At 66.7% G+C, this 26,282-nt stretch carries 27 protein-coding genes; 14 read left to right on the plus strand and 13 right to left on the minus strand.

The window, feature by feature from the left end; all coding sequences use genetic code 11:
• Positions 1 to 24: 24 nt before the first annotated feature.
• The 11 genes from argC to ACZ2G3_RS16050 all read right to left on the minus strand — a co-directional run bounded on the left by argC (position 25) and on the right by ACZ2G3_RS16050 (position 12,663).
• Entirely contained in the window at positions 25 to 942 is a 918-nt protein-coding gene (argC, locus tag ACZ2G3_RS16000) for an N-acetyl-gamma-glutamyl-phosphate reductase (protein ID WP_470396963.1), read from the minus strand.
• A 70-nt stretch (positions 943 to 1,012) separates the two neighbouring features.
• The gene (locus ACZ2G3_RS16005) at positions 1,013 to 1,342 is read right to left on the minus strand and encodes a DUF779 domain-containing protein (protein ID WP_470396964.1); all 330 of its coding nucleotides are present in this window, start codon (positions 1,340 to 1,342) and stop codon (positions 1,013 to 1,015) included.
• Positions 1,339 to 2,394 (minus strand): DNA topoisomerase IB, encoded by a 1,056-nt coding sequence (locus ACZ2G3_RS16010; RefSeq protein ID WP_419268498.1) that lies wholly within the window; start codon positions 2,392 to 2,394, stop codon positions 1,339 to 1,341. Before ACZ2G3_RS16010 ends, ACZ2G3_RS16005 begins: the two co-directional genes overlap by 4 nt.
• 109 nt (positions 2,395 to 2,503) lie before the next feature.
• The gene (adh, locus tag ACZ2G3_RS16015; RefSeq protein WP_419268499.1) at positions 2,504 to 4,030 is read right to left on the minus strand and encodes an aldehyde dehydrogenase; all 1,527 of its coding nucleotides are present in this window, start codon (positions 4,028 to 4,030) and stop codon (positions 2,504 to 2,506) included.
• 125 nt (positions 4,031 to 4,155) lie between these two features.
• Positions 4,156 to 5,112 (minus strand): GAF domain-containing protein, encoded by a 957-nt coding sequence (locus tag ACZ2G3_RS16020; protein ID WP_470396965.1) that lies wholly within the window; start codon positions 5,110 to 5,112, stop codon positions 4,156 to 4,158.
• A gap of 76 nt (positions 5,113 to 5,188) precedes the next feature.
• Positions 5,189 to 6,406: an ABC transporter ATP-binding protein gene (locus tag ACZ2G3_RS16025; RefSeq protein ID WP_470396966.1), complete on the minus strand. Its 1,218-nt coding sequence runs from the start codon at positions 6,404 to 6,406 to the stop codon at positions 5,189 to 5,191.
• Between the two features lie 16 nt (positions 6,407 to 6,422).
• Complete coding sequence (locus ACZ2G3_RS16030; protein ID WP_470399173.1) at positions 6,423 to 7,949, minus strand: alpha-amylase family glycosyl hydrolase; 1,527 nt, start codon at positions 7,947 to 7,949, stop codon at positions 6,423 to 6,425.
• Between the two features lie 10 nt (positions 7,950 to 7,959).
• Positions 7,960 to 9,093, minus strand: coding sequence for a carbohydrate ABC transporter permease (locus ACZ2G3_RS16035; protein WP_419268503.1), 1,134 nt, complete (start codon positions 9,091 to 9,093; stop codon positions 7,960 to 7,962).
• Complete coding sequence (locus tag ACZ2G3_RS16040) at positions 9,093 to 10,088, minus strand: carbohydrate ABC transporter permease (protein ID WP_470396967.1); 996 nt, start codon at positions 10,086 to 10,088, stop codon at positions 9,093 to 9,095. Before ACZ2G3_RS16040 ends, ACZ2G3_RS16035 begins: the two co-directional genes overlap by 1 nt.
• A gap of 73 nt (positions 10,089 to 10,161) precedes the next feature.
• On the minus strand, positions 10,162 to 11,517 hold the full coding sequence (locus tag ACZ2G3_RS16045; protein WP_470396968.1) for an ABC transporter substrate-binding protein: 1,356 nt from the start codon (positions 11,515 to 11,517) through the stop codon (positions 10,162 to 10,164).
• 87 nt (positions 11,518 to 11,604) lie between these two features.
• On the minus strand, positions 11,605 to 12,663 hold the full coding sequence (locus tag ACZ2G3_RS16050) for a quinoprotein relay system zinc metallohydrolase 2 (RefSeq protein ID WP_470396969.1): 1,059 nt from the start codon (positions 12,661 to 12,663) through the stop codon (positions 11,605 to 11,607).
• A gap of 147 nt (positions 12,664 to 12,810) precedes the next feature.
• On the opposite strand from ACZ2G3_RS16050, the gene pqqA reads away from it, so the two are divergent.
• The 11 genes from pqqA to ACZ2G3_RS16105 all read left to right on the plus strand — a co-directional run bounded on the left by pqqA (position 12,811) and on the right by ACZ2G3_RS16105 (position 21,188).
• Positions 12,811 to 12,903 carry a pyrroloquinoline quinone precursor peptide PqqA gene (gene pqqA, locus ACZ2G3_RS16055; protein WP_111299049.1) on the plus strand — a complete coding sequence of 31 codons (93 nt, stop codon included), beginning with the start codon at positions 12,811 to 12,813 and terminating at the stop codon, positions 12,901 to 12,903.
• A 73-nt stretch (positions 12,904 to 12,976) separates the two neighbouring features.
• Complete coding sequence (pqqB, locus tag ACZ2G3_RS16060) at positions 12,977 to 13,858, plus strand: pyrroloquinoline quinone biosynthesis protein PqqB (protein ID WP_470396970.1); 882 nt, start codon at positions 12,977 to 12,979, stop codon at positions 13,856 to 13,858.
• Positions 13,859 to 13,863: 5 nt separating this feature from the next.
• Positions 13,864 to 14,616 carry a pyrroloquinoline-quinone synthase PqqC gene (pqqC, locus tag ACZ2G3_RS16065; protein WP_470399175.1) on the plus strand — a complete coding sequence of 251 codons (753 nt, stop codon included), beginning with the start codon at positions 13,864 to 13,866 and terminating at the stop codon, positions 14,614 to 14,616.
• Complete coding sequence (pqqD, locus tag ACZ2G3_RS16070; RefSeq protein ID WP_419268508.1) at positions 14,613 to 14,906, plus strand: pyrroloquinoline quinone biosynthesis peptide chaperone PqqD; 294 nt, start codon at positions 14,613 to 14,615, stop codon at positions 14,904 to 14,906. The genes pqqC and pqqD overlap by 4 nt, the downstream gene beginning before the upstream one ends.
• Entirely contained in the window at positions 14,903 to 16,039 is a 1,137-nt protein-coding gene (gene pqqE / locus ACZ2G3_RS16075; protein ID WP_470396971.1) for a pyrroloquinoline quinone biosynthesis protein PqqE, read from the plus strand. The genes pqqD and pqqE overlap by 4 nt, the downstream gene beginning before the upstream one ends.
• A 3-nt stretch (positions 16,040 to 16,042) precedes the next feature.
• Positions 16,043 to 16,822: a quinoprotein dehydrogenase-associated SoxYZ-like carrier gene (locus ACZ2G3_RS16080; RefSeq protein WP_470396972.1), complete on the plus strand. Its 780-nt coding sequence runs from the start codon at positions 16,043 to 16,045 to the stop codon at positions 16,820 to 16,822.
• 123 nt (positions 16,823 to 16,945) lie between these two features.
• The gene (locus ACZ2G3_RS16085) at positions 16,946 to 17,653 is read left to right on the plus strand and encodes a response regulator transcription factor (protein WP_470396973.1); all 708 of its coding nucleotides are present in this window, start codon (positions 16,946 to 16,948) and stop codon (positions 17,651 to 17,653) included.
• Positions 17,653 to 18,825 (plus strand): FIST N-terminal domain-containing protein, encoded by a 1,173-nt coding sequence (locus tag ACZ2G3_RS16090; protein ID WP_419268513.1) that lies wholly within the window; start codon positions 17,653 to 17,655, stop codon positions 18,823 to 18,825. The genes ACZ2G3_RS16085 and ACZ2G3_RS16090 overlap by 1 nt, the downstream gene beginning before the upstream one ends.
• Positions 18,815 to 20,137 carry an ATP-binding response regulator gene (locus ACZ2G3_RS16095; protein WP_470396974.1) on the plus strand — a complete coding sequence of 441 codons (1,323 nt, stop codon included), beginning with the start codon at positions 18,815 to 18,817 and terminating at the stop codon, positions 20,135 to 20,137. The genes ACZ2G3_RS16090 and ACZ2G3_RS16095 overlap by 11 nt, the downstream gene beginning before the upstream one ends.
• Positions 20,138 to 20,223: 86 nt before the next feature.
• Positions 20,224 to 20,838, plus strand: coding sequence for a hypothetical protein (locus ACZ2G3_RS16100; RefSeq protein ID WP_470396975.1), 615 nt, complete (start codon positions 20,224 to 20,226; stop codon positions 20,836 to 20,838).
• A complete protein-coding gene (locus tag ACZ2G3_RS16105; RefSeq protein ID WP_470396976.1) occupies positions 20,835 to 21,188 on the plus strand; it encodes a hypothetical protein in 354 nt (117 codons plus the stop codon). The genes ACZ2G3_RS16100 and ACZ2G3_RS16105 overlap by 4 nt, the downstream gene beginning before the upstream one ends.
• 6 nt (positions 21,189 to 21,194) lie before the next feature.
• Here the strand turns inward: ACZ2G3_RS16105 and ubiB are convergent, their stop codons facing one another.
• Both ubiB and ubiE read right to left on the minus strand, forming a co-directional pair.
• Complete coding sequence (gene ubiB / locus ACZ2G3_RS16110; RefSeq protein ID WP_470396977.1) at positions 21,195 to 22,730, minus strand: 2-polyprenylphenol 6-hydroxylase; 1,536 nt, start codon at positions 22,728 to 22,730, stop codon at positions 21,195 to 21,197.
• Positions 22,731 to 22,733: 3 nt separating this feature from the next.
• The gene (gene ubiE, locus ACZ2G3_RS16115; RefSeq protein WP_470396978.1) at positions 22,734 to 23,480 is read right to left on the minus strand and encodes a bifunctional demethylmenaquinone methyltransferase/2-methoxy-6-polyprenyl-1,4-benzoquinol methylase UbiE; all 747 of its coding nucleotides are present in this window, start codon (positions 23,478 to 23,480) and stop codon (positions 22,734 to 22,736) included.
• A 100-nt stretch (positions 23,481 to 23,580) separates the two neighbouring features.
• Between ubiE and mutM the strand changes: the two genes are divergently transcribed.
• The 3 genes from mutM (at position 23,581) to rpsT (ending at position 25,717) form a co-directional block, all read left to right on the plus strand.
• Complete coding sequence (gene mutM, locus ACZ2G3_RS16120; RefSeq protein ID WP_470396979.1) at positions 23,581 to 24,426, plus strand: bifunctional DNA-formamidopyrimidine glycosylase/DNA-(apurinic or apyrimidinic site) lyase; 846 nt, start codon at positions 23,581 to 23,583, stop codon at positions 24,424 to 24,426.
• A 71-nt stretch (positions 24,427 to 24,497) separates the two neighbouring features.
• On the plus strand, positions 24,498 to 25,274 hold the full coding sequence (locus ACZ2G3_RS16125; protein ID WP_470396980.1) for an enoyl-CoA hydratase: 777 nt from the start codon (positions 24,498 to 24,500) through the stop codon (positions 25,272 to 25,274).
• Positions 25,275 to 25,447: 173 nt separating this feature from the next.
• Positions 25,448 to 25,717, plus strand: coding sequence for a 30S ribosomal protein S20 (gene rpsT, locus ACZ2G3_RS16130; RefSeq protein ID WP_111299036.1), 270 nt, complete (start codon positions 25,448 to 25,450; stop codon positions 25,715 to 25,717).
• Positions 25,718 to 26,282 lie beyond the last annotated feature (565 nt).

Raw genomic sequence — 26,282 nt, forward strand, 5'->3', positions numbered from 1 at the left:
GCCCGGTCGATTTTCGCGCCCGGCTCAGAGGCCTGCCGCCTCGGGCAGTCCCAGCATGATGTTCAGGTTCTGCACCGCAGCCCCCGACGCGCCCTTGCCCAGGTTGTCCAGCACCGCGATGACGGTCGCGCAGCCAATCTCCTCGTCGCCATGGACGCTGATGCGCATCAGGTTGGTGTTGTTCAGCGCGGTGGGGTCGATGCGGTCGCCCAGATCCGCCGCCGCGACGACCTGGACGAAATCCTGGTCCTGATAATGATCCGCCATCGCCTGGTGCAGCGCCCGGATCGTGCGGTCGCCGCCCAGATGCAGGGGCAGCTGCACCGCCATGCCCTGCGCGAAATTGCCGACCGACGGTGCGAAGATCGGCTGCATCAGCAGCCCGCCGCGGGTCATGATCTCGGGGATGTGCTTGTGGCGCTGCGTCAGGCCATAGACGAAATGCACGGGCGCGGTCCCGGCCTCGTAGTCGGCGATCAGCGCCTTGCCGCCGCCGGTATAACCGCTGACCGCGTTGATCGACAGCGCCTCGGCCTCGTCGATCAGCCCGGCCTTGACCAGGGGCGCGATCATGGCGATGGCGCCGGTCGAATAGCAGCCGGGATTGCTGACATGGCGCGCCGCGGCGATCTGCCGGCGCATGCCGGAATTCAGTTCGGGAAAGCCGAAGACCCAGTTCGGGTCGATCCGGTGCGCGGTCGAGGCGTCGATCAGCCGCACGCTCATGTCGCGCGTCAGGTCCACCGCCTCGCGGGCGGCATCGTCGGGCAGGCACAGGATCGCCACGTCGGCCTGTTCAAAGGCCTCGCGCCGCGCCTGCGGGTCCTTGCGCCGCGCGGGATCGACCTGGACCAGTCGGATGTCGTCGCGCCCCAGAAGCCGGTCGCGGATCTGCAGGCCGGTGGTGCCGGCTTCGCCATCGATGAAGACGCTGTGGGACATGGGGTTCACTTTGCTGACAGGACCGCGCCTTCTCTAGCGGATCACGACCGGGGTCACAACGCCGGAGGGATCAGATCCGGCACATCTCGGACCGGGTCAGGAAACGCTTCTCGCGGCCGTTGTCCAGGCTGAACATGCCGCCCCGGCCCGCCACCACGTCGATGATCAGGTCGGTGTGCTTCCATGCCTCGTACTGGCTGGCCGAGATATAGAAGGGTGCGCCGCCGATCTCTCCCAGCTTGACGTCGCGCTCTCCCACGCGGAAATCGCCTTGCGGATAGCACATGGGCGAGGACCCGTCGCAGCAGCCCCCCGACTGGTGGAACAGGACCGGGCCGTGGTCTGCCACGATCTCCTCGATCAGCTTCAGCGCCTCGGATGTGGCGGTGACCGTGCTCATGCCTTCAACCTCCGTTTCAGAAAGCGCATAACCTGCTTTTCCTCGGGATGCAGGTCGGCGCTGTTCAGATTGTCGTCGATACTGCCCTGCAATTCCAGCTTCAGCTCGTTTGCCAGATAGGCATCGATCACCTGCGGATGGACATAACACTTGCGGCAGATGGTGGGGGTGTTGCCAAGCCGCGCCGCCACCGCCTCGATGGCGTCGCGGACATTGCGCTTGGCGGCGGCCTGGCTGTCGGCCTTCTCGAATTCGGCCAGGGCCAGGGCCGCCAGGACGGTGCCGGTCCAGGTGCGGAAGTCCTTGGCCGTGATGTTGCTGCCGCTGATCTTGCGCAGATAGGCATTCACCTCGGTCGAGCTGACGGGATGGGGATGGCCCTCCTCGTCAAGGTATTGGAACAGGTGCTGGCCCGGAATGTCCTGCGCGGCCTTGATGATGCGGGCGATGCGCCGGTCCCGCAGGCCCAGGTTCCATTCCTTGCCGCTCTTGCCGCGAAAGCGGAAGCGGACCTCGTTGCCCGCCAGCTTGACGTGCCGCGTCCTCAGTGTGGTCAGGCCATGCGACTTGTTCTGCTTGGCGTAATCGGCGTTGCCGACCCGGATCATGGTGTTTTCCAGCAGATAGACCACCGTCGCCAGCACCTTCTCGGCGGGCATTCCGCGGCGGGACATGTCTTCGGAGACCTGCTGGCGCACCTTGGGCAGCACCTTAGCGAAATCCAGCATCCGGTGGTACTTGGCCCCGTCGCGGACCTCGCGGAAGGCAGGGTGATAGCGGTACTGCTTGCGCCCCTTGTCGTCGCGGCCGGTGGCCTGGATATGCCCGCGCGGGTCCGGACAGATCCAGACATCGGTATAGGCCGGCGGGATGGCCAGGGCGGCCAGTTGCTTGCGACGGGCCGCGTCGCGAATGGTCTTGCCGGTCGCGTCGCGATAGGTGAAGCCCTTGCCCGATCGCTGGCGGGTGATGCCGGGCATGTCGTCGTTGACATAAACCAGCCCCGCGCTTTCCGCGGCGTCTTCAGGGTCGATGATGCTGTCCTTGGGCATGGTTCTGTCCGAGTTGACGTGGACGATCAGCCCCAACGCCGGTGACCTGCCGCGGGTTGCGGCAAGGGGCGGCCCGTGACCGGGCCGCCCCCGCCTTGTCATGTCCCAATCAGAAGAAGCCCAGCTTCTTGGGGCTGTAGCTGACCAGCATGTTCTTAGTCTGCTGATAGTGGTCCAGCATCATGCGGTGGTTTTCGCGACCGATGCCCGACTGCTTGTAGCCGCCAAAGGCCGCATGGGCCGGATAGGCGTGATAGCAGTTGGTCCAGACCCGGCCTGCCTGGATGGCGCGGCCAAAGCGATAGCAGGTGTTGGCGTCGCGCGACCACAGGCCCGCGCCCAGGCCATACAGCGTGTCATTGGCGATCGACAGCGCCTCGTCATGGTCCTTGAAGGTGGTCACGGACACGACCGGGCCAAAGATCTCCTCCTGGAAGACGCGCATCTTGTTGTGGCCCTTGAAGACCGTGGGCTTGATGTAATAGCCGCCCGACAGCTCGCCGCCATGGTCGGCCGCCTCGCCGCCGGTCAGGACCTCGGCGCCTTCCTTGCGACCGATGTCGAAGTAGGAGAGGATCTTCTCCTTCTGCTCGCTCGAGGCCTGGGCGCCGATCATGGTGGCGCTGTCGCGCGGGTCGCCCTGCACGATGGCCTCGACGCGCTTCAGCGCCCGCTCCATGAACTGGTCATAGATCTTTTCGTGGATCAGGGCGCGCGACGGACAGGTGCAGACCTCGCCCTGGTTCAGCGCGAACATGACAAAGCCCTCGATCGCCTTGTCGAAGAAGTCGTCATCCTCGCGGCAGACATCCTCATGGAAGATGTTGGGCGACTTGCCGCCCAGTTCCAGCGTCACCGGGATCAGGTTTTCCGATGCATATTGCATGATCAGCCGGCCGGTGGTGGTTTCCCCGGTGAAGGCGATCTTGGCGATGCGCGGGTTCGAGGCCAGCGGCTTGCCCGCCTCCAGGCCGAAACCGTTCACGATGTTCAGCACGCCCGGCGGCAGGATGTCGGCGATCAGCTCGGCAAAGACCATGATCGTGGCCGGGGTCTGCTCGGCCGGCTTCAGCACCACGCAGTTGCCCGCGGCCAGCGCCGGGGCCAGTTTCCAGCAGGCCATCAGCAGCGGAAAGTTCCACGGGATGATCTGACCCACCACGCCCAGGGGCTCGTGGAAGTGATAGGCGATGGTGTCGTGGTCGATCTCGCTGATGCCGCCTTCCTGGGCGCGCAGGACGCCGGCGAAATAGCGGAAATGGTCGATCGCCAGCGGCAGGTCGGCGGCCATCGTTTCGCGGATCGGCTTGCCGTTGTCCCAGGTCTCGGCGGTGGCCAGCAGCTGCAGGTTCTGCTCCATCCGGTCGGCGATCTTCAGCAGCGCGTTCGAGCGTTCGGTGGTCGAGGTCCGGCCCCAGGCATCCTTGGCGGCATGGGCCGCATCCAGCGCGGCCTCGATGTCGGCGGCGTTCGAGCGCGCAATCTCGCCGATCTGGCCGCCGGTGATCGGGGTCGTGTTGATGAAGTACTGGCCCGACTTGGGCGCCATCCACTTGCCGCCGATGAAGTTGTCGTAGCGGCTGGCAAAGGGCATGACGCCCACGCCCTTGAATTCATGCGTCTGGTCGTTCGGCATTGGTTCCTCCTCTGGATTTTCCCGGAACTCCCCATCCGGGTATGGCTCGAAATTCGGGCGCTTGATGATTCGGAACAACCGCCCTTTCTCGCCGCGCCGCAGAAGCTGTCTCAGCCATGAGACAGTCAGGCGTGGTTTTCGCTGATCCCCAGCCGCGCCATGCGGCGGTACATCGTCGCCCGCCCGATCCCCAGGGCGCGCGCCGCCTTGGACACGTTGCCTTCGGCGCGGGCCAGCGCCCGCTTGACGGCGGCGCGTTCGGCCTTGTCAAAACCGGTCAGGTCATCCTGACGGCCCAGCAGGTCGGCGGCGGGCCGGGGCCGCATCGCGCCCTCGCGCTCCAGCCCCAGGACGCGGCGGGCGGCGCGGGTGGCGCCGATGGCCAGGTCGTCCTTGTCCACCGCCAGCAGCACCGCCTGGTCGGCATGCTCGTGCGATGCCAGCACGATCCGGGCCTCGGGAAAGCTGCAGCGGAAATACATCGCCTCGATCGCCCTGGCCGTCTGCGCCACCTGGGCCGAGATCAGCCGGTTGTAGCGTTCGGTCTGGTCCGCCCGCGCGCTGCTGACATCCAGCGCCGCCAGAAGGCTGCCGTCGGGGCCCCAGATCGGCGCGTCCATGCAGGACATGCCGATGTTGCGCGTGTGGAAATGCTCGTCCCGGTGGATGGTGACCTGGCGCCCCTCGACCAGGCAGGTGCCGATGCCATTGGTGCCCTGCGCGGCCTCGGACCAGTCGGCTCCGGTGCACAGGCCCCAGTCGCGGAACTGCCCGGCATCGCCCTCCGAGACACGCTGGTCCAGAACGACCCCCTGCGCATCGGTCAAAAGAACGTTGCAGCCCGACAGGCCGACCAGGTTGTAAAGCTGGTCCAGCTGCGGCTTGGCAACCCGCAGGAAGGCCGCCAAGGCGTCGTGCCGCTCGGCCAGTTCGACCTCGGACAGGCGGTCGGGGCGTCGCCCGGCGCCGGGATCAAGCCCGTGTTTCAGCATGGAACGGCGCCAGGATGCCGCAAGGGCCGAGGTCGCGGATTTCGACTGCGACTGCTCGGCCACGAGATCCGCGTGGCTGCGCTGCGTCATGATTCCTCCCCAGATGGGGGGACTATAGCAGAATTCGTGGCACGCGATCTGCAACTTTGGTCGCGTGCCGCAGGACTTAGCGCACCGGGCCCTGGGGCTTGATCAGCCCTTCCTCGATCCGGTCGGGGTCATCGCCCGGCGCCGCGGGCGTGCTGCCCATGCTGCCCGAAGGTGCCGCGGCGCGCACCTCATAGGGCGGCGGCGGACCATCCCGATAAAGCAGCGACTGCCCTTCGTGGAACAGGTGCAGCGTATTCGGCGGCGCCGTCAGGCGGACGCGCCGGCCGTTCAGGCCCGGGTGGATGCCCGGCAGCTTGGCGATGATCGGCGCGGTTTCGGCATTGGTCCCGAAATAGAGCAGCGTCACCTCGCCCAGGGCTTCGGTCAGATCGACCGTCCCTTCGAAGACCGCCGCGCCGTCGGTTTCGCGCATGTCCTCGGGGCGGACGCCCAGGTTCACCTGCATGCCTTCGTCCCCGGGACGGGTGGGGATCGCCACCTCGGCCTCCAGCCCGCCATCCAGGGCGACGGTGGTGACGGGGCCGGTGGTGCGGACCGTGCCGGGCAGCAGGTTCATCGCAGGGCTGCCGATGAACTGGGCCACGAATTCGTTGACCGGACGCTCGTACAGCTCCAGCGGCGCGCCGACCTGGGCGATGCCGCCGCCTGCCAGCACAACGATGCGGTCCGCCAGGGTCATCGCCTCGGTCTGGTCATGGGTGACATAGATCATCGTGCGGTCGGGCATTGACGCCTTCAGTTGCGCGATCTCGATCCGGGTGGCCACGCGCAGCGCCGCGTCCAGGTTCGACAGGGGTTCGTCGAACAGATAGACCTTGGGGTCGCGCACGATGGCACGGCCGATGGCCACGCGCTGACGCTGGCCGCCCGACAGTGCCTTGGGCAGGCGGTCCAGATAGGGCGTCAGCTGCAGCATCCTGCCCGCACGGTCGGTCGCCTCGCGGATCTGCTCCTTGGACTGGCCCGCGATCTTCAGCGCAAAGGCCATGTTGTCGCGCACCGTCATGTGCGGATAGAGCGCATAGGACTGGAACACCATCGCGATGCCGCGCTGGCTGGGCGGGATGTCGTTCACCACCTGTCCGTCGATCTGCAGCTCGCCGCCGGTGATCTGCTCCAGTCCCGCGATCATGCGCAGCAGGGTGGACTTGCCGCAACCGCTGGGGCCGACGAAGACGATGAACTCGCCCGATGTGATGGTCAGGTCGATGTCCCTCAGAACGTTCACGTCGCCATAGGCCTTGGCGATATTCGTCAGTTTCAGATCGGCCATGGCCGTGTCCCTCCCCTTATCCTTCGATGATCTGGACCTGCCACGGCATCAGCCCCGCCACCTCGTCCCCGGACAGGTTGGCGCGGATCAGCAGGGTCTGCATGTCGTCTCGGCGGCGGAACGACAGCACCGGTCCCTCGGCCTGAATGTCGGTCATGGTGCCGCCGCGCAGCGCGCTGTGCTTGCGGCGCAGGCCTAGGGCCCACCGGTAATGGTGCAGCATGGACTGGGCATCGGCCTCCTGGGCCACGACGGTACGCTGCAGATGCGCATGCGGCACGGGCAACCAGGGCTGGCTGGTCGAAAAGCCGCCGTTTACCCCCATGTCCCAGACCATCGGCGTCCGGCACCCGTCGCGGCCCTTGAATTCGGGCCAGAACTCGATGCCATAGGGGTCGCGCAGCTCCTCGAACCGCAACTCGGCCTCGGGCAGGCCCAACTCCTCGCCCTGATAGAGGCAGACCGAGCCGCGCAGGCTGACCAGCACCGTGGCATAGGCCTTGGCGGCCGGGTCGGACAGGTTCCAGCGGCTGATGTGGCGCACCACGTCATGGTTCGACATCGCCCAGCAGGGCCAGGCATTGGGCGCGACCCGGTGCAGGTTCTCGAACACCTCGACGATGCGATGCGCCGAAAGCCCCTCTCCGGACAGGAAGTCGAAGACATAGGACATCTGCACCCGGCCCGGCACGCCGGTATATTCCTCCAGCAGTTCCAGCGCGCGTTCGCTGTCGCCGATCTCGCCCACCACGGCCGCGCCATGGGGTTCGATCACCTGGTAGAAGCGTTCCAGAAAGGCCAGGTTCTGGGGTTGCGACTTGGAATAGCGGTGGCTCTGGTGGTTGTAGGGGTTCACCGCGGGCGCGGTGTCGGCCTTGCGCAGCTCCGGCGCCAGGGGCGGGTTGTCGCGCAGCTGCGCGTCGTGGAAATAGAAGTTGATCGTGTCCAGGCGAAAGCCGTCCACGCCCTTGTCCAGCCAAAAACGCGCCATCTCCAGCAGGGCGTCCTGCACCGCGGGATTGTGGAAGTTCAGGTCCGGCTGCGAGGTCAGGAAGTTGTGCAGGTAGTACTGCTCGCGCCGCGCATCCCATTGCCAGGCGCTGCCGCCAAAGATCGACAGCCAGTTGTTCGGCGGTGTGCCGTCGGGTTTGGGATCGGACCAGACATACCAGTCGGCCTTGGGATTGTGGTGGCTGCTGCGGCTTTCCTTGAACCAGGGATGCTGGTCCGAGGTATGCGACATCACCAGGTCGATCATGACCTTCAGCCCCAGCTCGTGCGCGCTTTGCACCAGCCAGTCGAAATCCTCCATCGTGCCGAAGATCGGGTCGATGCCGCGATAGTCGCTGACATCGTAGCCGAAGTCCTTCATCGGAGAGGTGAAGAAGGGCGAGATCCAGACCGCATCCACACCCAGCGACGCGACATAGGGCAGCCGTTGCGCGATCCCGGCCAGATCGCCGGTGCCACTGCCTGTCGTGTCCTGGAAACTGCGCGGATAGATCTGATAGATGATGCCGCCCTTCCACCAGTCCCTCGTCATTTCGTTCAATTCAGCCACCTTTCACGGACCCGGCCAGCAACCCGCGGACCAGGTATTTCTGCATCGCGAAGAACACCAGCAACGGCACGGCGATCGAGATGAAGGCCGAGGTCGCCAGGATCTCCCATTCGCCACCGCGCGATCCCATCAGTTCGCGCAAGAGGCCGGTCATGACCAGCTGTTCGCGGGTATTGCCCAGGAACACGGTGGCCACCAGCAGATCGTTCCAGACCCACAGGAACTGGAAGATCGCGAAGCTGGCCAGCGCCGGGAAAGACAGCGGCAGGATGATGCGGCGGAAGATCTGGAACTCGGTCGCGCCGTCGACGCGGGCGCTTTCAATGATCTCGCGCGGCAGGCCCACCATGTAGTTGCGCAGCAGATAGACCGCCAGCGGCAGGCCGAACCCGGTATGGGCCAGCCAGATCCCCAGGTATCCCTTGCCGATCCCCAGGTCGTTATGCAGCCGCAGAAGCGGGATCAGCGCCACCTGCAGCGGCACCACCAGCAAGCCCACGACCGCGGCGGTCAGGACAGCCCGGCCGGGGAACTGCATCCAGGCCAGCGCATAGGCCGCGAAGGCCGCGATCAGGATCGGGATCACCGTGGCGGGAATGGTCACCGTCATCGTGTTCATGAAGGCGCGGCCCAGCCCCCCGGCCGTCAGCACGCGGTTGTAGTTCTCGGTCGTGAAGCTGGGCGGCGAGACCGTCGTGGTGAAGATCCGCTCGCCCCGCCGCATCTCGAAGGGTTGGGCCGAGGTCATGCGATAGCTGCCGTCCTCGGCCACGGTCAGGCTGATGCCATCGCCCAGGTCCGCCGTGTCGCCCGGCTGGAATTCAGCCGGGTTGCGCGCGCCGGTGCCCCAGGCCTTCAGCGCCTGCGTGCCCTCCAGCGCGCTGCCCTCGATCACGTAGAGCCCGTCCTGCTGGACCTGGTCCTCGGCCGTCCCCGAGCGGACAAAGCCCGTCTGCTCGGACCCCGAAAAGGACTGCCACCAGCCTGAGGTGGAGATCTGGTCGCGGTCGCGGAACGAGGACACGAACAGGCCCAGGGTCGGGATCGTCCACAGCAGCACCAGCAGGAAGGCCGCGATGTTCACCGTCCAGGTCAGCGAGGATTTTTGTCCAGCCATGCCCTCCATCAGCGGACCTCCTTGCGCGCGTTATGGATGTTCCAGACCATGATCGGCGTCACCAGGATCATCAGCACGATGGCGATGGCCGATCCCCGTCCGTAATCGGGCGTCCCGCGGAACATCCAGTCATACATCAGGTTGGCCAGCACCTGCGTGCCCCATTGCCCGTTGGTCATGACGAAGACGATGTCGAAGACCTTCAGCACGACGATGGTGACGGTGGTCCAGACGACGGCGATGGTGCCCATGATCTGCGGCACCTTGATCTTGAAGAAGACCTGCAGGGGGCTGGCGCCGTCCAGGATGGCGGCCTCGATGGTCTCCTCGGGGATGCCGCGCAGGGCGGCCGACAGGATCACCATGGCAAAGCCCGTCTGGATCCAGACCAGCACGATCATCAGAAAGAAGTTGTTCCATCCGGGCAGCGTCAGCCAGATCTGCGGCTCGCCCCCGAACTGCGTCACGATCCAGTTCAGCAGGCCGATCTGGGTTTCTCCCGACGCGCGGTATTCATAGATGAACTTCCAGATGACGCCCGCGCCGACAAAGCTGATCGCCATCGGCATGAAGATCAGCGACTTGCCGATATTGCCCCATTTGATGCGGTCGGTCAGCTGCGCGGCCAGCAGGCCGAACAGCGTGGCCAGCGCCGGCACGACCAGCAGCCACAGCATGTTGTTCAGCATGGATTCGCGGAACTTGGCGTCGCGCATCAGCCAGGTGTAGTTGTCCGCCCCGACAAAGCGCGATCCGTTCGAATTGAACAGCGACCGCCAGAAGCTGTCCAGGACCGGATAGACCAGGTACATGGTCAGGAAGATCAGCGCCGGGCCCAGGAACAGCCAGGGACGGATCTGGTTGGCGCGGCGGATGTTGTCGCCCGCCTTTTCGCCCCTGGGCGGATAGATCCGGTCCAGCAGCCAGTTCGACCCCCAGAACCAGGCCACGCAGCCAAAGACGCCGATGACAATCGTGCTGACCGCCAACCAAAGCAGTTCCATCCCTCAGTCCCCCCTGTATGGCCCTTGGGCGCGGCGGATCGTGCCGCCGCGCCGCCGCGTCGTTGCTGTGCGTTCAGTTCAGCGAGGACCAGGTCTGCTGGATCTGGTCGGCCACGTCCTGGGCCGAGGCACCGCCGACATAGTCGATCATGCCGGTCCAGAAGGCACCGGCGCCGATCGCGCCCGGCATCAGGTCCGATCCATCAAAGCGGAAGACCGTCGCGTCCAGCAGGATCTGCCCCATGCGCTTGAGGGTCTCGTCGCCATAGGCTTCGGGATTGGCGCCGGTATAGGGCGTCAGGAAGCCCTTCTGCGCCATCCAGATCTCGTGCGCGGCGGGCGTCTTGAGGAAGTCGATGAAGGCCATCGCGGCCGGGTTGTCCGACATCACGGCGAACATCGTGCCGCCGCCCAGGACCGGCTGGCCCAAGTCGCCCGAGGCGGGCGCGGGCATGTAGAAGAAGTCCGCATCCTGGCCGATGACCGTGCCCTCGGGGAAGAAGGTCGGGATGAAGCTGGCCTGGCGGTGCATGTAGCAGGCGGGCGGGCTGTCGAACAGGCCGGCCGGGCTCTCGCGGAAATCGGTCGAGCTGACCGAGCCGACACCGCCGGCGACATAGTCGGGATTCTTGGCGAACCAGCCGAATTCCTCGATCGCGGCCACGACCTTGGGATCGTTGAAGGGCATCTGGTTAGTGGTCCAGGCGTCGTAATCCTCGGGCGAGGCGGTGCGCAGCATCAGGTCCTCGACCCAGTCGGTCGCCGGCCACCCGGTGGCGCCGCCCGATCCCAGGCCGATGCACCAGGGCGTCTCGCCGTCGGCCACGATCTGCTCGGTCAGGGCCTTCAGGTCCTCATAGGTCTCGGGAATGTCATAGCCGGCATCCTCGAAGTTCTCGGGCACGTACCAGACAAGCGACTTCACGTCGGCCTTGTAGGGAAAGGCGAACAGCTGCTCTGTCCCATCCTGGCCGGCATAGGTGCCAAGCGCCGCCCAGCTGTCGCCGGCGGCATAATTGTCGCGCAGCCACTGGGCGTTTTCCTCGCCAAGGGGGCGCAGGAAGCCCTTTTCGGCCAGGTCCGAAGCCAGCCCCGGCTGCGGGAAGACAGCGATGTCGGGGGGCGAGCCGGCCTCGCTGTCGATGACGATCTGCTGCTCAAAGCTGTCCGATCCCGAATAGTTCGCCTCAGCGCCGGTCGCGTCGTTAAAATAGGCGATGACCGAGCTGAACAGCTCCTGGTCGCCGCCCAGCCAGGGCCCCAGGATGTTGAAGCTCTGCCCTTCCAGGTCGGGATGGGCCGCCTTGAACTCGTCGAGGCTGGCCCAGTTGATGCGGTCGTCGCTGCCCGGCTCGATCACCAGCTGCGCCTGCGCCATGCCGGCGGTCAGCCCGATGATGGCGGCGGTCGTGAACAAAGTCGTCTTCAAGTCATCCTCCCTTGGTGACCCGGTCCGCGGACGGCCCGGATGTTGACGCGAACATCTTCCAGATGGCGCGCGGCTGTCAAACCTTTATCAGTCCCACTCCAGTTCCTTGTAGGCGGCGGTGGCGTCGCGCGCCACCGTCTCTTCAAAAGCTTCCCAGAATTCCGCCTGATCTGCCATGGCCTTGCCAATGCGCGGCACGGCCTCGGACATGGGGATGTTGTCGTCGATCTGACGCCTGGTTTCATCCGCAAGCGCTTTCAAGAACCGGCGCTGCGGCCCGGCTGCCTCGGCCCAAGATGTTGCCGGCTGCCCATGGCCCGGCACGATGATGTTCGCGCCCGTCGGGGCGCTTTCGTCCATCCAATTCAGCCACCCGCGCAAGGATCCGTCAAGAACAGGAGCAAGATCCCGGAACAACAGGTCCCCCGCGAAGAAGGTTCCGGTCGCCTCCTCCAGGACCGTCAGGTCACCGTCGGTATGCGCGGCAGGCCAAGCCGTCAGCAGCAGGGACCGGTCGCCCAGGTCGATCCGGGCCGTGTCGGTCACCGTCTGGTCGGGCGGCACGATCTGGATCCCGACCCAGTCCTGCGGCGGATAGAGGCGGGACAGGTTCTCCAGGTAGATCGGCCCCCGGCTGTTCAGCGCCTGCGGCAGCGTCGCATGGCCCCAGACCCGTGCCCCCGCCTCGGCCAGGACGGATGCGCCAAGGCTGTGGTCGGGATGGACATGGGTCAGAACCAGATCGGTGACCGGCTTGTCCGTCAGGCGCCGCAGCGCGACATACAGCGCCTGCCCCTCGGCCCGCGACACGCCCGCGTCGATCACGGCCACGCCGTCCCGTCCCACCACCACGCCCAAATTGGCGATACGCCCGTCCGGGGACTGTTCCATCTGCATGACCTGGCCAACATGCACATGCACCCCGGGCGCCACCTGCTGCAGGTTGGATGCCGGCAGGTCGGCATTTGCCTGGCAGGTCGCGGGACCGCCTGTCAACTCGGGGCGCGCCGCCAGCCAGGCCTGCGCGATTCGCTGCGCCTGCGCCTCGCAGCCTTGCTGCGAGGCGGCATCGCCCTGCGGCAGAAGAATTGTCGCGCAATCCTTCGGAGCGGCGGCCAGGCAGGCGGTCAAGATCAGGTGAAACATCGCGCGGGCACCCCGTTTTTGCTCATCCGATCACGCATCCGCCATGAATTACGACCTTTGTCGGGTTGATTCATCCTGCCCCTGATCTACATTTGAATCCAGTCGCCTTCTGATCCTTGGCGCAAACGGCATGTAGGAGGAGAACACATGGCCTGGACGAAACCCACCCTGACCGAGATTGCCTGCGGCATGGAAATCAACATGTACGCGCCGGCCGAGGACGAACCCGTCCTGTTCTGAGCCTTGTCAGACAGGCAAGGCAACGGCCCCGTCCGATAGCTCGGGCGGGGCCCTTTTCGTCAGGAAAAACCCGATGCGGATCATCATTCTGGGCGCAGCAGCTGGTGGCGGCCTGCCGCAATGGAATTGCGGCTGCGGCAACTGCAATGCCGCACGCGTGGGGCATATTCCGCCGCTGACGCAAAGCTCGATCGCGGTCAGTGCCGATGGCGCGGAATGGGCGATCCTGAACGCCTCGCCCGATATCCGCGCCCAGTTGGCGGCGACGCCCGCGCTGCACCCGACCGGTCCCCGCGACATGCCGCTGCGCGCGGTCCTGCTGACGAACGGCGATATCGACCATGTGGCGGGGCTGCTGACCCTGCGGGAGAGCCAGGCCTTCGACCTTTATGCAACTTCCGCGATCCATGATGCCTTGGCCGCAAACCCGATGCTGGCTGCGGTCAATCCGGACCTGGTGCCGCGCCTGACCGTCAGTTTGGACCAGACGATCGACCTGCTGCCGGGGCTTCAGGCGACGCTGTTCGCGGTGCCAGGCAAGGTGCCGTTGTACCAAGAGGGCGAGGTCGTCGAAACGGGCCTGATGGGCGAAACCACCGTCGGGGTCGAACTGCGCGCCAACGGACGCCGCGCCCTCTATATCCCAGGCTGCGCGGACCTGCCTGATTGGCTGCGCCGCCGGATCGAGGGCGTCGATGCGCTGCTGTTCGATGGCACCCTGTGGGAGGATGACGAGATGATCAGGATGGGACTGGGCCGCAAGACCGGGCGCCGCATGGGGCATATGGCGGTGACGGATACGATTCCGGCGCTGGCGGGGACCGCCATCGGGCGTCGTATCTTCGTCCACATGAACAACTCGAACCAGCTGGTCGATCCCAGCAGCGACGCGGCGGCGGAGGCCGCGGCGCAGGGCTGGCAGATCGGCCGCGACGGAATGGAGATCACGCTGTGAAAGACATCATCGATGGCGCAGGCCAGCCGCAGTCGCGCGAGGATTTCGAGGCCCGTTTGCGCGCCATCGGCGCCGAACGCTATCACGACCGCCACCCGTTCCATCAGCGCCTGCATGGCGGCCAGTGTACCCCGGACGAGGTTCGGGCTTGGGTCATCAACCGCTGGATGTACCAGTCGCGCATCCCGATGAAGGACGCCGCCTTCATGAGCCGGGTGGAGGATCCCGACCTGCGCCGCGCCTGGCGCAAGCGGATCGAGGATCACGACGGCGGCACCACCGAAGGCGGCGGCATCCGTCGCTGGCTGGCCTTGGCGCAGGCAGTGGGCCTGGATCCCGATTATGTCGCCAGTGGCGCGGGCATCATGCCGGCCACGCGTTTTGCGGTGGACGCCTATGTGCGCTTTGTGCGGGAGATGCCGCTGCTGGATGCGGTGGCGGCCAGCCTGACCGAGCTCTTCGCCCCCCGCATCCATGCGCAGCGCATCGAGGGTCTGCTGAAGCATTACGATTTCGCCGACGACAGCAGCCTGTCCTATTTCAAGAAGCGCCTGACCGAGGCCCCCGAGGACGTGAAGTTCGGCCTCGACTACGTCCTGACCCATGCTAACACCCTGGAAAAACAGGACGCCGCCGCCGCCGCGCTGACCTTCAAGACGGATGTCCTCTGGGCGCAGCTGGACGCGCTGTGGCACGGCTATGTCGAGGGCAATATTCCCCCCGGCGCGTGGCGCCCCGGCCAAGGCATGCGGTCATGACCCCGCTGATCCAGCCCCAGGACGTGCCCTATCTGCCGCGCGGCGTGCGGCTGCAGGGCGACCGCGTGCGGGGCATCCGCGTGCTGCAGGCCCCTGAGCGTGCCATGCAGCTGGACCAGATCGGTGAGGCGATCCTGTCCGAACTGGACGGCGCCCGCAGCATGGCGGCGATCGTCGCGGGCCTTGCCGCGCGCTACAACGCGCCGGAGGATCAGATTGCCGGCGACGTGCGCGATTTCCTGACCGGCCTGATCGAACGGCGCATGGTCTTCGTGAAGGACGACGCATGAAGGACCAGTTGCAACAGCCCCGCGACCTGGAGGGCAACCCTGTCACCCCCGGCCTGCCGATGGCGATGCTGGCCGAGGTGACGCATCGCTGTCCGCTGGCCTGCCCTTATTGCTCGAATCCGGTCGAGCTGGTGCGTGCGGGGTCCGAGCTGTCTGCCGATGACTGGGGCCGCGTCTTCCGCGAGGCCGCTGATCTGGGCGTCCTGCAGGTCCATATCTCGGGCGGCGAGCCCGGCGCCCGGCGCGACCTGGCGCAGATCGTGGGCCATGCGCGGGATGCGGGGCTTTACGTCAACCTGATCACCTCGGGGATCGGGATCACCCGAGAGCGGCTGGAGGAGTTGGACCGCGCCGGCGTCGATCACGTTCAGCTGTCCCTGCAGGGCATCCGCCCCGACATGGCCGACCGGATCAGCGGCCATCCGGGGTCCTGGGACAAGAAGATGGGCTTTGCCGACTGGGTCACGGAAATCGGCTTTCCGCTGACCATCAACGCCGTCGTCCACCGCCAGAACATGGAACGCCTGCCCGACATGCTGGAGCTGGCCGAGCGTCTTGGCGCGCGCCGGATCGAGGTGGCGACCGTGCAGTTCCATGGTTGGGCCGACTTGAACCGCGGCGCCCTGATGCCGACCCGCGAACAGGCGGCCTTTGCCCGGCAGGTCGTGAACGAAGGCCGCATCCGGCTGCGCGGGCGCATGGTCATCGACTATGTCCCCGCCGACCACCACGCGGTCTTTCCCAAGGCCTGCATGGGCGGCTGGGGCTCGACCGGCCTGAACGTGGGGCCGGACGGGACGGTGCTGCCTTGTCACGCCGCCCAGTCGATCGGCTGGATGCGCTTTGAAAACGTCAGGGAGCGCAGCCTGTCGGACATCTGGCACCTGTCGGACAGCTTCAACGCCTTCCGCGGCACGGCCTGGATGCCCGAACCCTGCGCCAGCTGCGAACGCAAGACCGTTGATTTCGGCGGCTGCCGCTGCCAGGCCATGGCGCTGGCGGGCGAAGCGCGGGCAACCGACCCGGTTTGTTCGAAATCGCCGCTTCATGCGCAGGTCGTGGCCCGCGCCGAAGGCGATGCCGCCGCCGAGACCACGGAATTCGTCTATCGGAGGATGAAAAAGGGAGGATAGGTGATGAGGACATGGCTGACCGCCGTGGCGCTTGTGCTGGCCGTGCCGGCCTGGGCGCAGGACAACCCGCTGCAACCCTCGCCCACCTGGGACGATCTGCGCGTCTCGGTCGTCGGGCTTGAACAAGAGCCGCCGATCGACCCCGGCGTGCTGGACCTGTCGGCGCCGGCGCGCGCGCATGAGGCCGCCATCGTGCCGATCCACCTGACCCAGCCACCCGATGCACCGGCGGTCCAGGCGGTGACCCTGGTGGTGGATGAGAACCCGGCCCCCGTCGCCGCTGAATACACCTTTGGTCCCGCGCTGATGCCCCTGGATTTCGAGGTGCGCCTGCGCGTCGACAGCTATTCCGACGTCCGAGCCATTGCCACGCAGCAGGACGGTGCGCAGGTCATGGCCGGACGCTTCGTCAAGGCTGCGGGGGGCTGTTCGGCCCCGGCCGGCAAGGACATGGCCGCGATCCGCGACACGATGGGCGAGATGCGCTGGCGCAGCGCCGAGGCCGACGGGCGCCATGTCGGGACCCTGATGATCCGGCACCCGAACTTTTCCGGCCTGCAGCGCGACCAGGTGACCTTGCTGACGATCCCCGCCCATTTCATCGACATCCTGGAGGTCCGGCAGGGAGAGGAGCTGCTGTTCACCATGGCGGCCGGCATCTCGGTCAGCGAGGATCCGGTGTTCCGGTTTGCCTATGAACCCAACGGCCAGCCAATCCATGTGCATGTCGAGGATACCGACGGCAATGTTTGGGACCGGAGCTTCGATCAGGCTTCGGGCTAGGCGCCGCCGCGTCCGACTTTCGTCGCAGCATGGCACTTGCTTTACGTGCAAGCTGCCCTAAACTGATCCGCGAGGCGCCGCCTTGAGGAGGGGTGCGCCCGCAGACATTCAGGGAGGAATGCCATGACCGCAGCCGCCATCCAGGCGCGCCCTGTGTCGTCACCGCGACCCACCGCCGACCAAGTGCGTGAGATTCTGATCGTCGACGACCACCCGCTGATGTGCGACGCCCTGGCGCTGACGCTGAAGATCAGCTTTGGACTGAAGAACGTGCGCACCGCCCGCAGCCTGGCCGCCGCGGTGGAACAGATCCGCGTGCAGGGGGCACCGGATGCCGTGATCCTGGACCTGAACCTGCCCGATGCGCGCGGGGCCGAGGGCATCGTCACCCTGCGCCGCCAGCTGCCGGGGGTTCCGATCACCATGATCTCGGCCGATCTGGAAGGGGCGATGATCTCGACCACGATGGCGGCGGGGGCCCAGGGCTATATCAGCAAGTCGCTGTCGCGCGAGGCGCTGGTCGACAGCCTGCGCCGCATGTGGGAGGGCGAGCATGTCACCCCCGAGGGCTATCATCCCGATCAGGACGAGGCCGGGGACGAGGCCAAGGCCGAACTGGCCCGCCGCTTTTCCTCGCTGACGCCGCAGCAGATGAAGATCCTGCGGCTGATCTGCCAGGGCAAGGCGAACAAGGAAATCAGCTACGAGCTGTCGATCGCCGAGGCGACGGTCAAGACCCACATCACCGCGATCATGGCCAAGATCAACGCCCGGCGCCGTACGCAGGCGGTGCTGCTGGCCAATTCCATCCGGCTGTTCGAGGCCGGCTGATGAATACCGGCCCGGCTGCGAAGGAGGGCGCATCCGGGCCGGTGGCTGTGCAGGCCGACCGCGGCGGGACCGATCTGGTCCCGACCCTGCTGGACGGCCTGCGCGGCTCCAATCCCGCGCTGGTGCTGCTGTTCGGGGCCCAAGGGGATGAACTGGCCGCGCTGGACGCCGCTCTGTCGTCGGAACTGCCGACCGGCTGCGTGGTCGCCGGCTGTTCCTCGGCCGGCGAGATCGGGCCGCAGGGATATGCCAGCGACAGCGTGGTCGCGATCGGCTTTCCCATGCGCCATTTCCGGGCACGCAGCCTGACCCTGCCGAACCTGTCGGCGCTGCCGGTCTCGGACTGGATGGCGGCGCTGCGCCGGATGCAGCAGGATTTCGCGCCCGACCCGGCGCGCAGCCTGTTCGGGCTGCTGCTGGTGGACGGGCTGTCGGGCCAGGAGGACGCTTTGGTGGCCACGCTGGACGCGGCGCTTCCCTCGGTGCCGGTGCTGGGCGGATCGGCGGGGGACGGGCTGGATTTCCGCCGCACCTCGCTTCTGGCGCAGTCGCGGGTCCAGTCGAATATCGCCGTGTTCATCCTGGTCGAGACGGATCTGGCCGTCTCGGAGGTGACCTTTGCGCATTTCAGCCCCACCCCCACACGCGCCGTGGTGACGGCGGCCCTTCCCGACAAGCGGCGCATCCTGGAACTGAACGCCGAACCCGCGGCCGAGGAATATGCCCGGCTGGCCGGGCTGTCGGCCTCGGAACTGACGCCGACGGAATTTGCCCGCCACCCGCTGCTGCTGCGCATGGGCCGGCGGCACCATGTCCGCGCGATCAGCGCCATCACCGAGGATGGCGGACTGTCGCTGATGTCGGCGATCGACACCGGGACCGTGCTGACCCTGGGCCGGGCCGAGGACATGACGCAGGGCTTTTCCGACGCCCTGGACGCCCTGCCGCGACCGCCGCTGATGGTGCTGGCCTTTGACTGCATCCTGCGCCGGCTGGCGCTGGAGCGCGCGGGCCTGACGCATCGCATGTCGGACCTGTACCGCCACCACCGCGTGGCGGGGTTCAACACCTATGGCGAACAGCACAGCGGCATGCATGTGAATCAGACCTTCGTGGGCCTGGCCTTCATGGAGCCGGCGTCTCCCTCCGGCGGGGGCGCCCATGCTGCGTGACGATGACCCGCCCACCCGGCAGGTCGAGAAACTGACCCGGATCAACAACGTCCTGATCGACCGCATCGACAGGCTGGAGGAAACGCGCGGCTCGGCCTGGTCGATGTTCCAGGCGGCCGTTGCGCTGGAGCAGGAGGTTCTGGCCCGCACCCGCGACCTGGAGCGGGCCATGGCCGACCTGTCGCAGCGCAACCGCGAGCTGGCCGTCGCCCGCGCCTCGGCCGAAGAGGCGAACCGCTCCAAGACCCGCTTTCTGCGGGCCGCCAGCCATGACCTGCTGCAGCCCCTGTCGGCGGCGCGGCTGTTCCTGTCGGCGCTGACGGACACGCCGATGGATGAGATGCAAAAGGAGCTGACCGACCGTTTGGGCAGCGCCTTTGAATCGGTCGAGCAGCTGATGCACGCGGTTCTGGACATCTCGCGCCTCGACAGCCAGCGGATCGAGTTCAACCGCCAGCCGGTGGCCCTGGACGAGCTGTTCCGCCGCCTGTCCGCCGAATTCGCCCCCATGGCCGAGGCCAAGGAACTGCGCCTGACCTTCATGCCCACCGGCGCGGTGGTCGAAAGCGACCCTGTCTTCCTGAGACGGATCGCGCAGAACCTGGTTTCGAATGCGATCAAGTACACGCAGCGGGGCGGCGTGGCGGTGGGTGCGCGGCGGCGGGGGGGCATGTGCTGGCTGTGCGTCTATGACACCGGGGTGGGAATCCCGGCCGTCGACAGGAACCGCATCTTTGACGAGTTCCAGCGCCTGACGCATGACAACGGCACGCCCGGCATGGGCCTGGGCCTGTCCATCGTGCGCCGCGCCTGTGCCAAGCTTGGCCATCCGATCAGCCTCAGTTCCGAGGCGATGCGCGGCACCGTCTTTCGCGTCGGCCTGACGCTGGTCGAAGCCGGCACGCAGCAGCCGGCGCGGTCCCCGGACAGCGCCATGCTGACGCTGCGCGGCCGGGTGGCCCTGGTGGTCGAGAACGATGCCGACATGCGCCGCGGCTATGAGATGATCCTGCGGGACCGCCTTGGCATGGTGCCCCGCATCGCGGGCGGCACGGCCGAGGCGCTGGCCACGATGGGGGACGAGCCGCCTGACGTGATCCTGGCGGATTATCATCTCGAGAACGGCGATACCGGCGTCAATGCCATCGAATCGCTGCGGGCGGCGTCGGACCGGCCGGTGCCGGCGGTAATGATCACCGCCCACCGTGATCCGCAGATCGCCCGCACCTGCGCGGCGATGGGGGTGGACCTGCTGGAAAAGCCCGTCCGCCCGGTCGAACTGGCCGAGATGCTGGGCCGTCTGCTGGCCTAAGACCAAAGGTGGGGGCCGCACCCGCCGGGGCTTGCGCCCGCCGTGGATGCCCCCGCATCATGCGGCAGAGTTTGGGAGGACGAACCATGTCGAAAGCCTTTGCCCTTGCCCTGTGGCTGGGATTGAGCGCCCTTGCCGCCCACCCGCTGGCCGCCGCCGAGGCGGGGGATGCGGTCTTTACCGAGCGGGGGCCCTGGGATCTGGATGACCGCCGCCTGGAATGGCAGATGACCGTCGAAGGTCCGGCGGCCGAGGGATTTCAGCCGGTCGCCGACGGCAAGGTGACGCTGAGCGAAGCCATCGACCCCTCGGACCAGCAGCCGGTGCTGCAGCTGACGCAGGAAACCGAGGCGCGGACCCGCCAGGTCGGGCCCTTTCCCATCTCGGCCGGCGACCCGGTGCTGATCTTCTTTCTGGAACAGACCGCGCGCGACATGGCCGCGCTGACCGGCGGCAGCCCGCATTACATCCGCAACCGGCTGAAGGACATCCTGTTCCGGGGCGGCGAAATTGCACAGACTGACGGCACGACGACCGCCACCTTCAAGCCCTTTGCCGACGACCCGAACGCGAACCGCATGAACGGTTTCCAGACGCTGACCCTGACCTTCGTGATGAACGACCCGGCCGAACCCATCCGCGAACTGAAGGCCGAAACGGAGGCGGCGCCGGGATATCGCAACCAGCTGGTGCTGCAATGAGCCTGTTCCGCGCGGTGGCCCCGCCGGCCGTTGCGGCCGCACTGGCCCTGTGCGGGCCGGCGGCAGGTCAGGCGGTGAACGATTATCCCACCAATGCGCGGGCGGAATATGTCTTTGCCTGCATGGCCACGAACGGCCAGACCCGCGACATGCTGGACCGCTGCTCCTGCGCGATCGACCGCATTGCCGAGGTGCTGCCCTATGGCGATTATGTCAGCGCCGAAACGGTGCTGCGGATGCGCCAGACCACCGGCGAGCGGGCGGGGATGTTCCGCGCCATGCCGCAGATGACGGAAAGCGTGGCCACCCTGCGCCGCGCCGAGGCCGAAGCCGAGATCCTGTGCTTCTGAGGGCGCTCAGGCCAGCGCCAGCCCGATGCCCAGACCCGCCGCCAGCGACAGCGCCGTGACCAGCCACAGGGGCAGCGCGGGGCGCGGCTGGACGACCAGCAGGCGCGCCTCCTCGGGGTGGGCGCGTTCCCACAGGACCTGCTCGACGATGCGCGGCAACAGCGGGCCATAGCGGCCGATCGTCTTGACGACCTCGGTCAGGTCGCGGACCGCGGCCTTGGGACCGATCTCGGTCTTGATGTAATCGGACACGACCGGCTTGGCCGCGTTCCAGATGTTCAGCTGCGGGTCGATGGAACGGGCCACGCCCTCGACCACGACCATGGTGCGCTGCAGCAGGATCAGCTCGGTCCGAGTCGGCATGCCGAAACGCTCGGTCACCTCGAAAAGGTAGGACAGCAGGTTGGCCATCGAGATCCGCGTCGCATCGGCGCCAAAGATCGGTTCTCCCACGGCACGCAGCGCACGGGCGAATGCCGCCTCGTCCCGGTCGCGGGGCACATATCCCGCCTCGAAATGCACGCGCGCGACCAGGCGATAGTCGCGCTGGATGAAGCCGTAGAGGATCTGGGCATAGACCCGGCGGGTGTATTCGTCGATCTCGCCCATGATCCCGAAATCATAGGCGATGATGTTGCCGTTCGCGGCGACCTTGAGGTTGCCGTGATGCATGTCGGCGTGGAAAAAGCCGTCGCGCAGCGCGTGGGACAGGAACAGCTGGATCACCCGGCGGGCCAGGTCGGTCGTGTCGTGGCCGGCGGCGATCAGCGCGTCGCGGTCGCCCATCGGCAGCCCCTCGGCCCAGTCAGCGGTCAGGACCCGGCGCGAGGACAGCGCGAAATGCGGCATCGGCACCTGAAATCCGGGATCGCCGGCAGTGTTTTCCGAAAACTCGGACGCCGCCGCAGCCTCCAGCCGCAGGTCCTGTTCGCCCATCACCGTCTGTTCGAAATGCCGCACCACGTCGCGCGGGCGCAGGCGCCGGGTTCCGGGCGAGACCAGCTCGATCATCCGGGCACCGAAATGGAAGGCGTCGATGTCGCGCCGGAAGGCCGCACCGATGCCCGGGCGCACGACCTTGACCGCGACCTCTCGGCCCGTCTCGCGCACCCGGGCGCGGTGAACCTGCGCGATCGAGGCGGCGGCCACGGGCTCCGAGAATTCGGAGAACAGCTGGTCGACCGGGGCGCGCAGCTCCTCGGCGATGGCCTGTTTGGCGATTGTCGTCGGGAAGGGCGGCAGGCGGTCCTGCAGCATGCGCAGCTGCCCCGCCAGTTCCGGCCCGACCACGTCGGCACGGGTCGAGAGGATCTGCCCGAACTTGATATAGGCCGGACCCAGGGCGGTGATCGCCCGGGTGATCGGCGGCAGGGTCGGGTCGCCCTTGTAGCCCAGCCAGCGGAACGGCCAGCCCATCACCCGCGCCGCCATGCGCAACCGGATCGGCGCATCGACCGCATCCAGCACGGCCGCCATCGCGCCGGTGCGCTCGAAGGTGGCGCCGGTGCGGATCAGGCGCAGGATGTTGTGGGGACCGCGCATGAGCTAGAGCTTCCAGCCGGAATGCAGCGCGGCGATGCCCATCGACAGGTTCCGCCACTGGACGCGATCAAATCCCGCATCGCGGATCATCTGGGCGAAGGCGTCCTGGTCGGGAAAGCGGCGGATCGATTCGACCAGGTATTGATAGCTGTCGCGATCGCCCGTCACCGCCTGCCCCATCGCCGGGATCACGTTGAAGCTGTAGCGGTCATAGGCCCATTGCATGGCCGGGACCGGGATCTGGCTGAACTCCAGCACCATCAGCCGGCCGCCAGGCTTCAGGACGCGATAGGCCTCGGCCAGGGCGTCGGGGATGCGGGTGACGTTGCGGATGCCGAAGCTGATCGTGTAGCGGTCAAAGCGGTCATCGGCAAAGGGCAGCTTCATCGCATCGCCGGTGACCCAGGCCAAGCGATCGGCCTTGTCCACCGCGTCCGCGCGCTTGCGGCCTTCGACCAGCATCGATTCCGTCATGTCGCAGACGGTGACGCGGCCGCCCGGCGCGCGGTCCAGGAAACGGAAGGCCACGTCGCCCGTTCCGCCCGCCACGTCCAGCAGATGCTGCCCGTCGCGCGGCGCCAGCCAGTCCATCATGGCGGTCTTCCAGATGCGGTGGATGCCCACGCTCATCAGGTCGTTCATCACGTCGTATCTCGAGGCGACCGAGGAGAAGACCTGGTGGACCATGCCGGCCTTCTGATCCTCGTCCACGGTCCGAAAGCCGAAATGGGTCTGTCTGCTGTCCGTCATGCGCTTGCCGTTTGCCTGTTCACTCGCCAGATATGTCCGGCCTGCCGCGGGCACAATGACCGCGATATGCCACAGGCGCAATGCGACGAAAGGGAACCGCGTGCCTGAACTGCCCGAAGTCGAGACGGTCCGCCGCGGCCTGCAGCCCCACCTGGAGGGCGCCCGCATCGCCCGCGCCGAGATGCGTCGCCCCGACCTCCGCTGGCCCATGCCCGTGGACCTGGTGCAGGTGCTGACCGGCGCCACGGTGACGGCACTGCGCCGGCGGTCGAAATACCTGCTGGCGGACCTGGACCGGGGCGGCACGGTGCTGTGGCACCTGGGCATGTCCGGCCGGATGCTGGTCGAGGGGGCGAACCTGGGCGACTTCCATCGCGATCCGGGCATCATCGCGCGCCATGACCATGTCGTCCTGACCACCGAGGCCGGAACCACGATCACCTTCAACGATGCCCGCCGCTTTGGCATGGTGGACCTGATCCGCGAGGGCACCAGCCATCCGCTGCTGGATCACCTGGGACCCGAGCCCTTTGATCCGGAGTTCGACGCGGCCTATCTGGCACGCGCCTTCGACGGGCGGCGGGCCCCGGTCAAGCAGGCGCTGCTGGATCAGCGGATCGTGGCGGGCTTGGGCAACATCTATGTCAGCGAGGCGCTGTGGCGCGCCGGGATCGACCCGCGGCGCGCGGCGGGCCGGATCGGTGCGGCGCGGCTGGCCGCGCTGGTGGGCCACATCCGCGATGTCCTGAGCGACGCGATCGCCGCCGGGGGATCGTCCCTGCGCGACCACCGGCAGGCCAGCGGAGAGCTGGGCTATTTCCAGCACAGCTTTCGCGCCTATGACCGGGAATCCCAGCCCTGCCTGCGCGAGGGCTGCGGCGGAACGCTGCGCCGGATCGTGCAATCGGGCCGCTCCAGCTTCTACTGCCCGGGCTGCCAGCGCTGAACTCTTGGATTTCCGGCCGCCTTGCTGTTAGGACTCGGCCCCAATGCAACCTGCCAACGAGGTCCAAGCCTATGGCTTACGAAACCATCATCGTGGAAATCGAGGACGAGGTCGCCCTGATCCGGCTGAACCGGCCCGAGGCGCTGAACGCGCTGAACGCCACGCTTCTGGCCGAGCTGTCTGCCGCCCTGACCGAGGCCGACCGCAACGACAAGGTCCGCTGCATCGTGCTGACCGGCAGCGAGAAGGCCTTTGCGGCGGGCGCCGACATCAAGGAGATGGCGATCAAGAGCTATGTCGAGGTCTATGACGAGGACCTGTTCGGCGCCCAGATCGAGGCGATCACCCGCATCCGCAAGCCGATCATCGCCGCCGTCAGCGGCTATGCCCTGGGGGGCGGCTGCGAACTGGCCATGGTCTGCGACTTCATCATCTGCGCCGAGAACGCCAAGTTCGGCCAGCCCGAGATCAACCTGGGCGTCGTGGCCGGCATCGGCGGCACGCAGCGCCTGACGCGGTTCGTGGGCAAGTCCAAGGCGATGGACATGAACCTGACCGGCCGCTTCATGGATGCGGCCGAGGCCGAACGCTCGGGCCTGGTCAGCCGCGTGGTGCCCACGCCCAAGCTGATCCCCGAGGCGCTGGCCGCCGCGCGCAAGATCGCCGAGAAGTCCCAGATCGCCACCAAGACCGTCAAGGAGGCCGTCAACCGCGCCTATGAGACCACCCTGCGCGAAGGGCTGCTGTTCGAGCGCCGCGCCTTCCACGCGCTGTTTGCGACCGAAGACCAGAAGGAGGGCATGGCCGCCTTTCTGGAAAAGCGCGAGGCGCAGTTCCGCGACCGCTGAGGAATGGCGGAAAGGGCTTTCCTTTTCCGCGATCCTGCCCTATAGGCCGTCGCTTACATGCGCGTGGGCCCGCTTTGGCAAGAATCATGTCCGTTCCCCTGGGGAACGGCGTCATGGGGCTTTTGCGCGATCGATACAGACGAAACGCAAACTGACCCGTTAGGATTTGACCCATGGCAAACACGCCCCAGTCCAAGAAACGCGCCCGCCAGATCGAGCGTCGCACCGACGTCAACAAGGCCCGCCGCTCGCGCATCCGCACCTTCATCCGCAAGGTCGAGGAAGCCATCGCCTCGGGCAATGCCGACGCGGCGAAGGAAGCCCTGCGCAATGCCCAGCCCGAACTGATGCGCGGCGTCACCAAGGGCATCGTGCACAAGAATACTGCATCGCGGAAAGTGTCGCGCCTGGCGGCCCGCGTGAAGGCCCTTTCGGCGGTCTGAAAACCCCCGCAGCAGGGGTCCGCACAGGACCCTTTTGCGCGGTGTGGGACCTGAAAAATCAGGACAAGATGGATCGGGTGCAAGCTTCGGCTTGGCGCCCGATCTTTGTTTCTGCACCTGCGAAAAGCTGGCAATAATCCAGCGATTTCAACACTCTTTTGAAAATCTGCAATCGAGTCAAAGCCCTCGCAGATTCGATTGGACGAAGAAGCTGTCAAGCGCATAGTTCGGTTGCAGGCTCAGCCCGGCTGGGTCTAGTTTCCTCCTTGCGATTCACGTCGCTTGGGGACGGGTCGAACCTCATGATCGCATCGTCGATGCGGCCAGGAAACGACCGGGCAAGACAGCAGAGGCTTCTCTCTTCTGCCCTCGGATTCACGACGGCCGGCTGCCACCGGATGTCGCGGGATCTGTGTCTGTGAACGGAAACGGGCCGACGCCCCCCATGCGATCCGCTTTCGGTCGCAGGGCTTCGCTGTTTCTGCCGTCACGGCCCTGATGACGTGCAATCTGTCCCGTCGGTTCAACCGGCGGGGGTTGGGGACAGGCACGGAAAGATAGGGCA

Source organism: Paracoccus sp. KKT209, assembly GCF_055635455.1.